The following is a 14,359-nucleotide window of genomic DNA, read 5'->3' on the forward strand; positions in this document are numbered from 1 at the left end:
TCACTGCTCGTCGGCGATGCTGTTGCGCAGGCGGCCGATGCCGGTTATCTCGACTTCGACGGTGTCGCCGGGCTTCATCCACACCGGCGGTTCACGGAAGGCACCGACGCCACCAGTGGTGCCGCTGACAATCACGTCGCCGGGGGCCAGTTCGGTGAACGTGGAGCAGTACTCGATCAACTGGCGCACGTCGAAAATCATGTCGCTGGTGCGGGTGTGTTGCATCACTTCGCCGTTCAGGCGCGTGGTCAGTTCCAGCTCCTGCGGGTCGTTGATCTCGTCGTGGGTCACCATCCAAGGGCCGAATCCACCGGTTTGGGGGAAGTTCTTGCCGGGCACGAACTGGAGGGTGTGCTTCTGCCAGTCGCGCACACTGCCATCGTTGTAGCAGGCATAACCGGCCACGTAGTCCAGCGCGTCCGCTGCGTTGACGTGCCTTGCGGTTTTGCCGATGACCACTGCGAGTTCGCCTTCGAAATCCAGTTTGTGCGACACCTTTGGACGAATGATCGGCTGCAGGTGCGCGACCTGGCTGTCGGCGAAACGCGTGAAAATCATCGGATAGGTCGGCATGTCACGCCCGGTCTCCCGCACGTGGGTGGCATAGTTGATGCCGATGCACAGCACTTTCCCGGGATTGGCGATCACCGGCAGGAAGGTGACGTCGGCCAATGGCACGCGGGGCAGTGGCGCGAGCACGGCCGGTGTCAGCTCCCCCAGGCGATTGGCGGCAATGGCTTGCTTGAGGTCAGCGCCAAAGGTTGATTTGACCGATTCCAGGTCAATCAGTTGATCACCTTCGACCACACCGTAGGTCGTGCGACCGTGAACAATGAAGCTTGCAAGTTTCATGAAGTGTCCTCTCGAAAAGGAAGCGGGAGATGGCAGCAATGGGTTTAATCTAGTCTTGAGCATTTATCCTGTAAAGTGGGATTTTTGTATAAATCCTGCATTGCGAAATAAACGTGAGTTTTCTGTTCGATCATCGGATCCAGCCCTGTAACGCCGGGCAGCCCGCGCCCTTCCAGCAAGTGGAGGGCCACGGGCGTGTCGCATGGAGAGAGGGGGAGCGGTGGCGCGACTTAGTGCGGTGCCCAGCAGCCGTGCAGTGACATGCGCATGCGGAACGGGATTTTGATGCGTGCGAGGGGGCCGGCGGCCATGGCGGTGGCGTCCAGCACCACCAGTTCGCTGCGGCCTTCGGCAATCAGGTTGAGCAGGCAGACTACGTAGCCGTCGCCTTCCTTGGCTTGCGCGGAGCGCGGAATGAAGATGGGTTCCTGGAAACAGCCGCTGTCCCCGGGAAACCAGGCATCGGTGACACCGGTCGTGAGGTTGAGGTGAACCAGCAGGTTGAAAAACTGGAATGGCATCGGCCCGTTCGACGGGTTGTACGGGCGCTCTGGATCGAAGGCGAGCATGAATCCATGTTCATACTTGCGGCCGATGTAGCGGTCATCGCAGCGGGGAAACTCGCAGGGATAGTCCGTCAGCGCCTGGGGTTGTAGTTCATCCTGCGCACTGTTCAGGTCGAATATCCAGCGCATCAGACTGGCGGCCAGGGTCTCTGGCGGCGGTACGAAACCGTCCGCCTGGGGGAAGAAGTAGAAGATGTTGCCGCCGGTGACCGGCATGTCCAGATACACTTTGCCGTCTTCATCGAACGCATTCAGGGTATGGCCCTGGAAGCCGTCCTTAGGTCCTTTGAACCAGCGCACGTCGCGCGCATGGCCGTAACGGGGCACCACGGCAAACAGCTGGGGCAACTCGGGCTGCCACTGGAAATGCTGGCCGCCTTTTTTCATGCGTTCGACGTCCACTGTCAACGGGATCAGTGGGAACACCACATACCGTTCGGTGACCGCGAAGTCGTGGACCATCGCGGCGTAGGGCGCCTGGAACCAGATTTCATGCAGCAGCTTCCCCTCTGGCGATATCTCGAAATAGGCCATGTCCGGTGTACCGTCGCCTTTGGCTTCGTAACTGAAGGCCAGCAGGTTTCCCGTGACGGGGTCGAGCTTGGGGTGGGCAGTGAACGTCGCAGAGTCAATCTGCCCGTCGAAATTCCACTCGCCGAGAGTCTCCAGGGTCTGCGGGTCCAACGCCCAGGGCATGGCATCCTCCTTGAGAGCCAGCAGGACGTTGTTGTGCGGGATCACAGACGTGTTGGCGGTGGTGTTGTTTTTGGCCGCCAGCGGGTCGTTGGTGTAGACGTTGCGGTACACACCATTGAGCGAGCGCCCTTCACGGCGCTGAGCGACCAGGCGATCGGTCAGCACATAGCGGCGGCGCAGCGAGACCTTGCCATCAGCAAAATAAAAGCCGCTGACCAAGGCATCGCCATTGAAGAAAATATCGTTGCCGAGCATGGGCGGGTATTGCGGGTCGGGTGACACCTGGTAAAAGGCCCCACGGATCGCCTCGGGAAGGGCGCCTTCGATTTCAAGGTCATACACGTCGCCCTCGACGCGGCTCGGCGCATACAGCGCTCCGGAAAATTCCGGGGTGTTTGGGAATGGCGTATTCATCGCGTTATCTCATTGATCGGTTTGGGTGGCGTCGTTCAGGCGGATTGGGCTGACAGGGCCTGCCCGCCGGGCTTAACGCCGCGACGGAAGCGAGCCACCACCAGGCACGAGATGATCAAGGCCAGCCCATAAGCGCAGGCGGCCAGCCAGCCCACCGCGCGGAAATGCCCTTCGCCCACTACCAGCGCGGCGCCAAAGGGGCCAAGCCCTTGCCCGACGAATATCGCGGCGTTGCCCAGTCCCGCCAGGCGCCCGGAGGGATCCAGTTCGGCGGCCATGGAAAGCAGATAGGGCAAGCTGAAAAACCACACCATATGGATCAGGCACGCCGTGGTGGCAAAGGCAACGGTACTGTCGCCATACACCATGATCAGGGTCGCCACTAACGCAGCACCGAAGCTCAACAGTTGCGGGAACAGTAGGCCAAGCCGCCGTCCGATGAGCCCGGAAAGGCCTGCACCCAGGGCACCCGCCAGGATGCTGCCGCCGAGGATAGCCCCGATCTGTTGAGGTTCCAGGCCCAGGCTTTTACCGATTCGTTCCTGGTACACCCATAGAGCGGAATGCCCGAAGAATAGCAGCGCAAACAGCGCGATCAGCAGCAGTGAGGTCACCCCGAACGGTCGGGCCGCGCCATGGGCGATGCGTTGGGCGTCCGGGTAATGCCTGGGGATTCTCCCGCAACCCAGTGCGGCAAGCAGGCTGGTGATGGCCAGCAGGCCAAAGGCACCCCGCACGCCAAATACCTGCAGCAGCAGAGGCATCGAGGTGACCAGCAGCATGCCCCATAACAAGTTGCCGATATTGATCACTGCAAACGTTGCATCTTTGGACCGGCGCAGTGCCGCGGTCGCATACACCACCGCCATGACCGCGCCACCGCTGGCGCCGCAGATGATCCGCAAGACCACCAGCCACGTCTGGCTGTGAACCTGAGTGCTGATCAGGTTGCCGACGGCCAGTATCAACAAGGCCACCCGTGCAAAGCGGCGGCGGTCGACACGGGCCATGAGCAGGGCACATACGCCGCAGGCGATGGCCATCGCGATTAGCTCGGCAGCGAAGATCACGCCGATGGCATTGAGCGGCACCCCCAGTTGGTCAATCAGCGCGCCGCCCAGAATCGGCTGGATCTGCAGCGTTCCCAGGGAAATGACCATCATCAGGCAAATAGCGCCCAGTGATTGCTTGCTGTCGATGGAGTCGAGCGCATTCATCACACATCACCTCAGTCAAAACTTATGAACGTAGCGAACTTGCACGGCGTAATCGGTCTTGCTGCGATTCTCTACGCCGGTTTCTTTATAGGTATTGAGCCAGAACGCCTTGTCCTCAGTGATCTTCCAGAACAAACCGGGGCCAATGCCAAGGACTTTCTCGCGAGAGTTGCTCAGGCGGTCGCCGTTGACCCGGTCATCGGAAATCTGCCGGAAGTAATAGCCGTTGATCCCGACCGAGATTTTCGGGTACACCTCGTAGGAGGCCGTAAAGTTGGCCCAGGCCGATTGCCCTGATTGGGTGTCGCGCACGGGGCGCCCTTCAAAGAACTGTGCCGAGCTGCTCGCGGGATCGTCGTTCTTGAAGTTGTACAGGTAATTCAAGCGCCAGCTCACTTCCCAGCGCGGTGCCGGCATCAGGGTCGCGGCCCAGTAGGGGTTGACGGAAAAGTAATGGGAACCGGGGTTCAAGTCCTTGTGTTTGTCGTACTTACCTGTGGGCAGGATCGTATCGAAGGCCACGCGTTGCACGAACACCGGCCGGCCTTCGGCGTTGAGGAGCGGATCGAACTGGATTTGCGGGCCAACAGTGACGTCGCCCAGGCCGACCCCGTTGTCCTTGAGTTTGACGCCGTTGTCGCCGAAGTCGCCGTCCAGGGAAACCACCGGGACCAACAGGCTCCAGCCCAGGTGTGCGCCGCCGCCGATGGTGTCCGGTGAGTAATAGCTGAACTGGTTGATCAGGGTAATGACATTGATCTTCGGGTTATCGAAGTTGCGGTTGTCCTTGCCACCATTGTCACGAATGCTGCTGGACGTACTGAACTTCAAATAGGTCTGATGCGTCAGCCCCGGTGGCCCGGCGAACCCGTCGAAGAAGCTGGTGCCGCCCAGGTTGATACCGCTGGGTTGGCTGACGGAGGGCGGTGGGGGGCCTTCGGCAGCAAAGGCGGCAAGTGATACGCAACTGAGGGCCAGGCACGCTGGCAAGGATGGTGTCAGTCTCATTGACGTCGCTCTATTATTGGAGTTGTGAGCTGGGGTAGCTTCCCCTGGCACTTCAACTTTAATTCTCGAGCGTTGCTGTTACTTGTACACAGCGGTCAGAGTTGACTGAGAGCGTCATGTCACGCCGGTTGATTTACCCTATCCACGGATAGAGAAGGGGGTGTTCGCAGGATGATGGCGCTTGCGCAGCCATCGTAGTGTGTCCCCATTCAGCGGATTTAACCCCTGCGCCGGTTCTCCAGTACCGTAAACAACAGCATGCCGCCCAGCATGGCCACCGTGAACAGGATGACCTGCCACTGCCCTGTCAGCAGAATGGCCACGGCCGGACCCGGACAAACCCCGGCAATACCCCAACCGATGCCGAACAACAGGCTGCCGCCCACCAGGCGCCGGTCCAGCCCGCGCTTGGCGGGCAACTGCATGGGCGCGCCCAGCAGTGAACGGGAGTGCCGGCGGGCCCAGGTCAGCGGGCCAATCGCCACGGCAATGGCGCCAATCATAACCAGTGCCAAGGACGGATCCCAAGCGCCGGCTATATCCAGGAACGCCAGTACTTTTGTCGGGTTGGCCATGCCCGCCAGAAGCAAGCCCAAACCGAACAGCAACCCGGCGATGAATGCCGTGACCTTGATCATGTTCAACTTCCCAGTAGATGACGCAGCACAAACACCGTAACGAAACCGCTGGCCATGAAGCAGGCAGTGGCGACCATTGAGCGTGGCGAAAGTCGCGATAAGCCGCACACTCCATGGCCACTGGTGCACCCTGAACCGTACCGCGTGCCCACCCCTACCAGGAAACCGGCAAGGATCAATGCGGGCCAGCCGCTCTGGAATTCAATCAACGGTAGCGTGGCGAACGCACCCCATAGCAGCGGGGCGACGAGCAGGCCGAGCAGAAACAGTGCTGTTTCACTCACGCCCTTGCCCTCTCGCTGCAGAAGATGGCCGATCAGGCCGCTGATGCCGGCGATACGGCCGTTGCTGACGACGAACACGCTGGCCGCCAGGCCAATCAGTGCGCCGCCTGCCAGAGACGACCAGGGTGTGAAGTTGAGCCAGTCGACAGTCATGAAGCATTGCTCCTGAGTGATTCGGCGCTATTGTGCTTCAGCGTCGCCACTGATAGTGGAAAAAGTCGATCAGGCCCTTTAAAACGTCTGCCCCATGGAAAACTGGAAGACCTGCTTGTCTGCGTTCTCAGGTGTGCGAATCGGATAAGCCAGGTTGACACTCAACGGCCCCAGCGGGCTGTACCAGGTCACTCCCACCCCCACGGAACTGGCCATCTGGCTCAGGTCCACGCCGCCGCAGCCTTGGGTCGTGCTCAGGTAGCACTTGTCCGAATACACCGAGCCCACATCCCAGAACAGTGAAGTGCGCACGGATTTGTTGTCCTTGATGAACGGCACGGGGAACAAGTACTCCGCGCCGCCGGTAATCAGGATATTGCCGCCCAGCGCCTCTGTATCCCGGTCCGAATAGTACGCCTGGCCGGCACTGGCATACGTTCCGGTCGCCGGCGTGCTGCGTGGGCCGAGCGTGCCGCTCTCAAAGCCGCGCACTGTGCCTTCACCGCCGGCCGTATAGCTTTCGTAGAAGGGTAAGCCGTCGGTGGAACCGTAGCCGTTGCCGTAACCGAGCTTGGTATGCAAACGCAGGGCGGTGTTATTGCTGACCGGTAGGAAGGTTTGCCCCGTGTAATCGATTTTGTAGAAACTCAGGTCGCTGCCGGGCACCGTCACCGTCAGGTTGAGGTTTTGTGCGTGCCCACGCGTCGCCAGCACGCCTTTGTTCAAGGTCGATTCCGACCAGCCCAGGTTGGCTTTGAAGTTGGTGAACTGTTTGCCTTCGCGCTCGATGAAGTCGTAGATCTCGTCGGCGCTGTAGGTGCCCGGTTCGATACTGTCGTGTTGGGCGGTCAAGCCGAAACTCAGGCGCGACGTCTCATTGATCGGGTAGCCGAGGCTGGCGCCCAGGCCATAACTGTTAATGGCGTAATAGGACACTCCGTCATCGTAGTATTTGTTGTAGTCGGTCTTGTTATAGAACGCGTTGTAACCCAGGCTCACCCCATCACGAGTGAAGTAGGGATCGGTGAAGCCGATGTTGTACTTGCTCTGGTAGGACGACCGGGTCAGCCCCAGGCTGGCAGAATTGCCGGTGCCGAGAAAGTTGTTCTGGGTAATTGACCCGCCGAGGATCAGCCCAGAACTTTGGGCGAAGCCGACGCTGGCCGTGATCGAGCCGGATGCTTGCTCTTGCACGGCGTAGTTCACATCCAGCTGGTCATCCAGCCCGGTCACCGCTGGCGTCTCGACGTTCACTTCCTTGAAGTACCCCAGCCGCTCCAGGCGCACCTTGGACTGGTCGATCAAGTAGGTCGAGGCCCAGCCGCCCTCCATCTGGCGCATTTCGCGACGCAGCACCTTATCATCGGTCTTGGTATTGCCCCGGAAGTTGATGCGGTTGACGTAAGCCCGCTTGCCGGGCTCGACGCTGAAGGTGATATCGACCGTGTGATCCGCTTCATGCACCTGCGGCGTGCCGCTGACGTTGGCGAACGTGTAACCGTCGTTGCCCAGGCGGCGGGTGATCAGGTCCGACGTGGTGGTCATCAATTTGCGCGAAAACACTTGGCCTTTTTTCACCAGTAACAACGCCTGCACCTGATCCTGCGGGACTTTCAGCTCGCCACTCAACTTCACGTCGCGCACCGTGTATTTCTGGCCTTCCTGGATATTCACGGTGATGTACACGTGCTTTTTGTCCGGGGTCATGGAGACCTGCGTCGAGGCGATATCCATGTTGATGTAGCCGCGGTCCAGGTAAAAGGAGCGTAGGCGTTCAAGGTCGCCGGAGAGTTTCTCCCGTGCGTATTTATCGTCGTTCCTGAAAAAGGAAAGCCAGTTGCTGGTCTTTAGCGTGAATTGGTCGAGCAAGGCGGCGTCGGCGAATACCGTATTGCCGACCACATTGATGTGCTGGATCGATGCCACTTCGCCTTCGTCGATCTTGATCTTCAGGCCCACGCGGTTGCGCGGTTGGGGCACGACCTCGGTGTCGACCGACGCCGAATAGCGGCCCTGGGCCACGTACTGGCGCTGCAGTTCATTGCGCAAGCCCTCCAGGGTGGCGCGCTGGAATATCTCGCCTTCGCTCAGACCTGATTGCTTCATGCCTTTCATCAGGTCATCGGTGGCGATCGCTTTGTTGCCCTCGAACTCGATACTGGCAACCGAAGGGCGCTCGACGACGTTGATAATCAGCACGTCGCCTTCGCGGCTCAACTGGATGTCCTGGAAGTAACCGGTCTTGAACAATGCTCGGGTGGAATCCACCAGGCGCCGGTCATCGGCTTCATCGCCAACGTTCAGCGGCAATGCACCGAAAACGCTGCCTGCCGAAACCCGTTGCAGGCCATTGATTCGAATATCCGAGATTTTGAAGCCTTGGGCGAGTGCCAGTGAGGCATTGAGCAGCAGCGCAACCGAGCAGAGCAGGCGCGAAAAATTCATCAAGATCTTTTCCAGAACACATCGACGAGCAGCGCCGGCGCGCTTGGTTCACTCGCCGACCGGTGAAGAGCCAGCATAAGAGTGCGCGGCGTTTGGTGCGGTTAACTGAATGTCAAGTTAGGTAAAGGTTGGCCCGGATTCCGGCAGCAAGGCTGATAATGCGCGCCCACCCCCGGACGAGCCCGTCATGATCTCCGTACTGTTAGTCGACGATGACCAGGAATTGACTGAAATGCTGCGCCAATACCTGGAGTGCGAAGGCTTCGAGGCCACGGCCGTGCATACGGGCGAGGCGGGTGAGGCCGAGGCGCTGTCGGGTCGCTACAGCATCGTAGTGCTGGATGTGATGTTGCCGCAGCGTTCGGGCATTGAGGTACTGCGGCGTATCCGTGCCGTCAGCCAAGTCCCGGTAGTGTTGCTCACCGCCCGTGGCGACAACATCGACCGCATCACTGGCCTGGAGCTCGGTGCTGATGACTACGTGCCCAAACCCAGCTCCCCAGGCGAGTTGGTGGCGCGCCTGCGCGCCATCATGCGCAGGGTGCAGGCAGTCGGTCAGCCCACCACCGAGGTGATCAAGACTGGTTCGCTGGTGTTATGGCCCGGCAAGCGCCAGGCCGTGTGGAATGGTGCAGAACTGGGCGTGACCAGCACCGAGTTCAGCCTGCTCGAAGAACTGGCCCGCTGCGCCGGCCAAGTGGTGAGCAAAAAGGATCTATCGCTCAATGCCCTGGGTTGCCCGCTGACCCGCTATGACCGGCGCATCGACGTGCATATCAGCAGCATCCGGCAGAAGCTGGGGCCGCGCCCGGACGCCAAGGCCTGGATCCAGAGCGTGCGTGGCCTGGGCTACCTGTTGATTGCCGAATGACCAAGCCCAGCCTGCTGTTCTGGAAACTGTTCCTGGCGTTCTGGCTGGCGACCACCTTGACGTTCCTGGTCGGGGTCGGTGTGCTGGAGCTGAGCCGCTTCCGCCCGGGCGACCCGCATGTGGGCGCCATCCTCGCAAGTGAGCAAAAGCTGCTGGAACAATTTGGTGTCCAGGCCGCTGGCCAGTTCCTGGCGGTATGGGAGCGTCCGCCGGACGAAGTTATCGGCATCTATGACCGCACCGGCCAGTTACTGGCTGGGTCTGCGGTTGCGGAGCCAGCCTTTGAGCGCGCGGTGACCAGCAAGGAAGGCCTGGCGCTTTCACTGCGCTCGAGTCACGCCCCCGGTGAGGACGGCGGCAGGCCCTGGCAACAGGTCCCGCTGATCATCGGCACGCTGATGAGTGCGCTGTTCAGCGGGTACATGGCGTACTACCTGGCCTGGCCGTTGGCGCACTTGCGCCGGGCGATGAGCGAGGTGGCCCAGGGGCGTTTCGAAACCCGGGTCAAGCCCTCCATGGGCAAGCGCCGCGATGAAATCGTCGACCTGGCCGAAGACTGTGACCGCATGGCCAACCAGTTGAAGGTGTTGGTGCAAGCCCAACACCATCTGCTGCACGACATCTCCCATGAACTGCGCTCGCCATTGACGCGCATGCAAGCGGCCATCGGCCTGTTGCGCCAGGACGCCGCACGCCTGGAAATGCTCGAGCGCATCGAGCGCGAGTGCGAACGCATGGACACGCTGATCGAGGCGTTGCTGACCCTGGCCCGCCTGCAGGGCCGCCCTGAAAGCATCGAGCGCGAGCCGGTGGATATCGTGGAATTGCTGGCGATGATTGTCGACGATGCGCAATTCGAAGCGGGTATCAAGGACTGTCGCGTTCACCTGCAGGCTTGCCCGCCGTTTATCGCCTGTGTCAGCGGTGAGTTGCTGTACCGCTGTTTTGAAAACGTGATTCGCAACGCCGTACGCTATACCCGTCCGGGAACGACCGTGCAGGTGTCGGCGCAGGTCAATCGCGAAGCTAATCGCTTGAGCGTACGCATCAGCGACCTTGGGCCTGGGGTGGCGCCTGACCGACTGAGCACCATCTTCCAGCCGTTCGAACGCGGTGTGGGTGATGCCACTGTCGGCTTTGGCCTGGGCTTGGCCATTGCGGCGAGGGCGGTGCAGATGCATGGCGGCCATATCGAGGCGCGCAACGAGTCGGGGGGCGGGCTGACCGTGGAGATCAACCTCCACAGTGCGCGATCTTTACACGACATTACATTGGCTTGACCGCCCTGTACGTCGCCCCTCATTAGACTGGTCGCCAGTGATTGAGCGGAGGTGACAATGTTTCAGGTGCATAAAAAGGGCTTTGTACCCGGTAGGAAAATGGTCGACGGCCTGGTCCCGTATGATTTTTTTTTGCGAAGACAATCCGGCGATCAATCTCTTCGTGTTTACCGGTGCCGCCACCCCAGGCGCGGCGGTCAAGGAGCAGACGCTATGGGGGTTTACGCGGCTGGAACGGTTCGAGGCGATGACCTGTGCGCTGCTCGGCAACAAGCAGCACAGCGGCTGGTTCCAAAGCGTCAGCGTGTTGACCGGGCCTAACCAGAACGGTACGCAAAGCATGAAGTTCCAACGCGTGCTGAAAATCATCAAGCACGCAAGCAACACCCGCAACGTCGACTACGAGATCCTTACCGACGAAGGTGACACCTACTTCACACGCCCGCCCGTCACTGAAAACAGTGCGCAGACCATCATCTACTCGGCCGAACCCGGTTGAAAATGGCCGGTTGCCTTCAATCCTGATCTGAGGCCAGGGGCCGTGTTTAGACATCTGCCCCGACGTGGCCCGCGACCTGTTACGTGTGCCCACTCACGGGGCAATTTATGTGCTGTTTGGTAGCAAGCACCTGCAACGTCATTGCGCACCCTCTGTCGACAAATCCCCCGCTGTTTCATCCAAATCAACCATTTGGCACACCTTTGCATAATCTGGCACGCAAACTGCTTTTTTGTATTCATGGATAATTGGATACAAAAATACAAAAGGTGCTGCCAATGCAATTCGCCCCCGCTTACGTTGACCGTCAGCCCCTCACCGCCGAGGAGGAGGCCTACAACTTCCTGCTCGACGCCATTTGCGGTGGTCGCTACCGCAAGGGCGACCGGCTGATCGCTGAAGACATCGCCAGTGAGATTGGCATGAGCCGCATGCCGGTGCGCGAAGCCTTCCGCCGCTTGGATGCCCAAGGTCTGGTCACCTTGCGACCCAACCGTGGTGCCGTCGTCAGCGGCCTGGATATCGATGAATTGCACGAAGTATTCGAGATGCGCAGTGCCCTCGAAGGCCTGGCAGTGCGTGTGGCAGTCCCACGCATCGGCGAACGTCAATTGGCCGCACTGGAGCGCATGCTCGACGAGATGGACGACTACCGCGACGAAAGCGCCGCTTGGGTCAGCCGCCACCGCGCTTTTCACGAATACCTGTGCAGCCTCAGTGGCCGTCCACGCTTGATGAAGCAGATCTCGGCGCTGTACTCGCTGGTGGAAGCGCCCATGCGCCTGTGGTTGCAGCATGGCGAGAAACCCCTCAGCGCCCGCCAGGAACATGCGGTGATCCTTGATGCCATCCGTGCCGGTGACGCCGCCCGCGCCGAGGGCGTGGTGCGCGAGCATATCGAGGGCACCGTGCCGGCGCTGATCCAGTTCCTGCAAGCGGAAAAATAACAAGAGGCGGGCCCAAGCCCGTCCGTGTGTTGACTTTGAGTCCTGCCCCGTTAAACAACGAACTGGAGTGTCTGGTCATGCATAAACGCCGCGCCTTGTTGATGGCTGTCTCCCTCGGCTTCTGTACCCAATGGGCTTCTGCCGCGCCCCAGGTGCCGGAGCGCCTGAAGACAGTCGATAAACTCGTCTACTGCTCCGGGATGGATTCACCGCCCCTGGTGTCCTTCGATGAAGCGCAGAAACCGCGCGGTCTCACCGTCGACCTCGGGCTTGAAGTTGCCAAGCGCCTGGGCGACAAACAGGTGCAATGGCGGGTCATTCCGTTTTCCGGCCTGGTGCCTGCGTTGCTTGCCCAGCAATGCGACATGATCGTTGACCAGCTGTTCGACAAACCCGAACGGCGCCAGGTGATCGACATCGTTAACTACATGTATTCCAGCCAGTCGGTGGTGGTGCCCAAGGGCAATCCAAAAGGCATCAAGGCCCTGGATGACTTGTCCGGGCACAAGGTCGCAGTGCTCAACGGCTCCACCATCAAGACCCTGCTGGACGCGCAAAACGACAGCCTGACCAAAGCCGGCAAGCCGCCGATGAAACTGGTGGTGTACAACAGCGACACCGATGCCTTCCAGGCCCTGCGCATCAGCCAGGTCGACGCCTACGGCACCACGGTGGAAACCGCCGGCTACTACGCCGCGATGGCCCCGGACCTGTTCCAGGAAGGCGTGCCGGCATTCAGTCGCATCCTTACCGGCCTGGGCATGCGCAAGGATGACCCGCAACTCAGCGCCACCGTGCAGCAAGTGATCAGCGACATGCGCAGTGATGGCAGCTATGTGGCATTGCTCAACAAATGGCATGTCAGCAGTGACACTCTCGACTGAGGTTTCCCGCAATGAACTTCAATTGGGATGTGTTCTGGCAGTACCTGTTGCAGCCCAGCGGGGTGTACCTCACCGGGCTCTGGCTGACCTGCCTGATCGCGGTGTCGGCGATGCTGCTGGGCTGTGTGCTGGGCTTGGCGGCTGCACTGTTGCGCCTGTCAAAGAACCCGCTATTGCACCTGCCGGTGCGTTTTTATGTGTGGCTGATGCGCGGCACGCCGTTGCTGGTGCAGATCGTGTTCCTGTACACGGCGCTGGCGGCGGGCGGGATTTTCCGCTTTGAGGATATCGACCTGTTCGGTCTGGTGGTGCCTGGCAATATCCAGGCGGCGATCATCGCTTTGGGCCTCAACGAAGGCGCCTATATGGCCGAGATCATCCGCGCCGGCATTGGCGCGGTCGACAAGGGCCAGTACGAAGCCGGGCGCTCCCTGGGCATGGGCTTTGCCAAGCTGATGCGGCGTATCGTGCTGCCCCAGGCGTTCCGCGTGATCGTGCCGCCGCTGGGCAACGAGTTCAACGTGATGCTCAAGAACACCACCCTGGTCAGCGTGATCGGCGTGCAGGAATTGTTGCTCAGCACGCAGATGGTCACCTCGGCGACGTTTCGCGTGTTCGAGTTGTACCTGGTGGTCGCGATCTACTTCCTGATGCTCACCACGCTCTGGGGCTTCTTCCAGCGCTGGCTGGAGGCACGTTTCGGCCAGTCCGACCGGCCTTCCGCACCGCCACCGGCGTCCAGCCGCATGTTCGGGCGCAGCACCTTGAAACTGCTGAGGGGACGATAACCATGGCGCATCAAAGTGAAGAGCTGATTATCGAAGCGTTGGATATTCATAAGTCGTTCGGCGCACTGCAGATCCTCAAGGGGATCTCCCTGCAAGTGCGGCGCGGTGAGGTGGTGGTGCTGATCGGCGCCTCGGGTTCGGGCAAGACCACGTTTATCCGCTGCATCAACCTGCTGGAGGACATCCAGGGTGGACGCATCCGCGTCAACGGCCGCGCCATGGGCTATCGCGAGCGCAGCGACGGCAGCCTGGTGCGCGACTCGGAGCGCAACATCGCCCGTCAGCGCCGCGACATCGGCATGGTGTTCCAACGCTTTAACCTGTTCCCCCACATGACTGCGCTGGAAAACATCATCGAGGCGCCGATCCAGGTGCTTGGCACGCCTCGCGCCCAAGCCTTGGAAAAGGCCCGTGGATTACTAGCGCGGGTTGGCCTGGCGGACAAGGCCAGCCACTACCCGGCGATGCTCTCCGGCGGGCAGCAGCAACGGGTGGCCATCGCCCGTGCACTGGCGATGAAACCCCAGGCCATGCTGTTTGACGAACCCACCAGCGCCCTCGACCCGGAAACCGTCGGCGAAGTGCTGCAGGTGATGAAGGAGCTGGCCGAGGAGGGTATGACCATGGTGGTGGTCACCCACGAAATGGGTTTTGCCCGTGAAGTGGCCGACCGCGTGGTGGTGCTCGATCAGGGTGAACTCATCGAGCAAGGGCCGCCGGAACAGATTTTCAGCCACCCCAGCCATCCGCGCACGCGTGCGTTCCTTAGTCGTGTGTTGTGAGTCTTCCCATCACGCTTGTGTTGACGAGTCTTAGC

General features: G+C 60.5%; 13 protein-coding genes and 1 pseudogene. 7 read left to right on the forward strand and 7 right to left on the reverse strand.

All coding sequences use genetic code 11. The features are described from left to right. The 7 genes from BMZ57_RS03755 to bamA all read right to left on the reverse strand — a co-directional run bounded on the left by BMZ57_RS03755 (window position 1) and on the right by bamA (window position 8,273). Window positions 1-852, reverse strand: a complete 852-nt coding sequence (locus BMZ57_RS03755; protein WP_010209162.1) for a fumarylacetoacetate hydrolase family protein — start codon at window positions 850-852, stop codon at window positions 1-3. 230 nt (window positions 853-1,082) lie between these two features. After that, a complete protein-coding gene (locus BMZ57_RS03760; protein ID WP_010209163.1) occupies window positions 1,083-2,528 on the reverse strand; it encodes a carotenoid oxygenase family protein in 1,446 nt (481 codons plus the stop codon). 35 nt (window positions 2,529-2,563) lie between these two features. After that, the gene (locus BMZ57_RS03765; protein WP_010209164.1) at window positions 2,564-3,745 is read right to left on the reverse strand and encodes an MFS transporter; all 1,182 of its coding nucleotides are present in this window, start codon (window positions 3,743-3,745) and stop codon (window positions 2,564-2,566) included. A 15-nt stretch (window positions 3,746-3,760) separates the two neighbouring features. Then, window positions 3,761-4,753: a SphA family protein gene (locus tag BMZ57_RS03770; RefSeq protein ID WP_021491097.1), complete on the reverse strand. Its 993-nt coding sequence runs from the start codon at window positions 4,751-4,753 to the stop codon at window positions 3,761-3,763. 218 nt (window positions 4,754-4,971) lie between these two features. Then, window positions 4,972-5,391 (reverse strand): DUF6691 family protein, encoded by a 420-nt coding sequence (locus BMZ57_RS03775; protein ID WP_010209166.1) that lies wholly within the window; start codon window positions 5,389-5,391, stop codon window positions 4,972-4,974. Window positions 5,392-5,393: 2 nt separating this feature from the next. After that, entirely contained in the window at window positions 5,394-5,828 is a 435-nt protein-coding gene (locus BMZ57_RS03780; protein WP_010209167.1) for a YeeE/YedE family protein, read from the reverse strand. A gap of 78 nt (window positions 5,829-5,906) precedes the next feature. Further along, window positions 5,907-8,273, reverse strand: coding sequence for an outer membrane protein assembly factor BamA (gene bamA, locus BMZ57_RS03785; RefSeq protein WP_042571772.1), 2,367 nt, complete (start codon window positions 8,271-8,273; stop codon window positions 5,907-5,909). 187 nt (window positions 8,274-8,460) lie between these two features. On the opposite strand from bamA, the gene BMZ57_RS03790 reads away from it, so the two are divergent. The 7 genes and pseudogenes from BMZ57_RS03790 to BMZ57_RS03820 all read left to right on the forward strand — a co-directional run bounded on the left by BMZ57_RS03790 (window position 8,461) and on the right by BMZ57_RS03820 (window position 14,324). Continuing rightward, complete coding sequence (locus BMZ57_RS03790; RefSeq protein ID WP_010209170.1) at window positions 8,461-9,144, forward strand: response regulator transcription factor; 684 nt, start codon at window positions 8,461-8,463, stop codon at window positions 9,142-9,144. Continuing rightward, a complete protein-coding gene (locus BMZ57_RS03795) occupies window positions 9,141-10,424 on the forward strand; it encodes an ATP-binding protein (protein ID WP_069672487.1) in 1,284 nt (427 codons plus the stop codon). Before BMZ57_RS03790 ends, BMZ57_RS03795 begins: the two co-directional genes overlap by 4 nt. A gap of 57 nt (window positions 10,425-10,481) precedes the next feature. Beyond that, window positions 10,482-10,923, forward strand: a pseudogene (locus BMZ57_RS03800) (hypothetical protein). A 278-nt stretch (window positions 10,924-11,201) separates the two neighbouring features. Beyond that, on the forward strand, window positions 11,202-11,870 hold the full coding sequence (locus BMZ57_RS03805; RefSeq protein ID WP_042571771.1) for a GntR family transcriptional regulator: 669 nt from the start codon (window positions 11,202-11,204) through the stop codon (window positions 11,868-11,870). Window positions 11,871-11,947: 77 nt separating this feature from the next. Beyond that, complete coding sequence (locus BMZ57_RS03810; RefSeq protein ID WP_069672488.1) at window positions 11,948-12,754, forward strand: ABC transporter substrate-binding protein; 807 nt, start codon at window positions 11,948-11,950, stop codon at window positions 12,752-12,754. Between the two features lie 11 nt (window positions 12,755-12,765). After that, window positions 12,766-13,542 (forward strand): amino acid ABC transporter permease, encoded by a 777-nt coding sequence (locus BMZ57_RS03815; protein ID WP_010209179.1) that lies wholly within the window; start codon window positions 12,766-12,768, stop codon window positions 13,540-13,542. Window positions 13,543-13,544: 2 nt separating this feature from the next. Continuing rightward, window positions 13,545-14,324 carry an amino acid ABC transporter ATP-binding protein gene (locus tag BMZ57_RS03820; RefSeq protein WP_069672489.1) on the forward strand — a complete coding sequence of 260 codons (780 nt, stop codon included), beginning with the start codon at window positions 13,545-13,547 and terminating at the stop codon, window positions 14,322-14,324. Window positions 14,325-14,359: the final 35 nt, after the last annotated feature.

Origin of the sequence: Pseudomonas simiae (genome assembly GCF_900111895.1) — a bacterium.
In the GTDB taxonomy this organism is placed as follows: Bacteria; Pseudomonadota; Gammaproteobacteria; order Pseudomonadales; family Pseudomonadaceae; genus Aquipseudomonas; species Aquipseudomonas simiae.

What these genes read in the sequence shown, in the direction of transcription:
- BMZ57_RS03780 (WP_010209167.1), bottom strand. Translation starts at nt 5,828, where the DNA reads ATGACTGTCGACTGGCTCAACTTCACACCCTGGTCGTCTCTGGCAGGC.
- BMZ57_RS03770 (WP_021491097.1), bottom strand. Translation starts at nt 4,753, where the DNA reads ATGAGACTGACACCATCCTTGCCAGCGTGCCTGGCCCTCAGTTGCGTA.
- BMZ57_RS03765 (WP_010209164.1), bottom strand. Translation starts at nt 3,745, where the DNA reads ATGAATGCGCTCGACTCCATCGACAGCAAGCAATCACTGGGCGCTATT.
- BMZ57_RS03755 (WP_010209162.1), bottom strand. Translation starts at nt 852, where the DNA reads ATGAAACTTGCAAGCTTCATTGTTCACGGTCGCACGACCTACGGTGTG.
- BMZ57_RS03805 (WP_042571771.1), top strand. Translation starts at nt 11,202, where the DNA reads ATGCAATTCGCCCCCGCTTACGTTGACCGTCAGCCCCTCACCGCCGAG.
- BMZ57_RS03820 (WP_069672489.1), top strand. Translation starts at nt 13,545, where the DNA reads ATGGCGCATCAAAGTGAAGAGCTGATTATCGAAGCGTTGGATATTCAT.
- BMZ57_RS03815 (WP_010209179.1), top strand. Translation starts at nt 12,766, where the DNA reads ATGAACTTCAATTGGGATGTGTTCTGGCAGTACCTGTTGCAGCCCAGC.
- BMZ57_RS03795 (WP_069672487.1), top strand. Translation starts at nt 9,141, where the DNA reads ATGACCAAGCCCAGCCTGCTGTTCTGGAAACTGTTCCTGGCGTTCTGG.
- BMZ57_RS03810 (WP_069672488.1), top strand. Translation starts at nt 11,948, where the DNA reads ATGCATAAACGCCGCGCCTTGTTGATGGCTGTCTCCCTCGGCTTCTGT.
- BMZ57_RS03790 (WP_010209170.1), top strand. Translation starts at nt 8,461, where the DNA reads ATGATCTCCGTACTGTTAGTCGACGATGACCAGGAATTGACTGAAATG.
- BMZ57_RS03775 (WP_010209166.1), bottom strand. Translation starts at nt 5,391, where the DNA reads ATGATCAAGGTCACGGCATTCATCGCCGGGTTGCTGTTCGGTTTGGGC.
- bamA (WP_042571772.1), bottom strand. Translation starts at nt 8,273, where the DNA reads ATGAATTTTTCGCGCCTGCTCTGCTCGGTTGCGCTGCTGCTCAATGCC.
- BMZ57_RS03760 (WP_010209163.1), bottom strand. Translation starts at nt 2,528, where the DNA reads ATGAATACGCCATTCCCAAACACCCCGGAATTTTCCGGAGCGCTGTAT.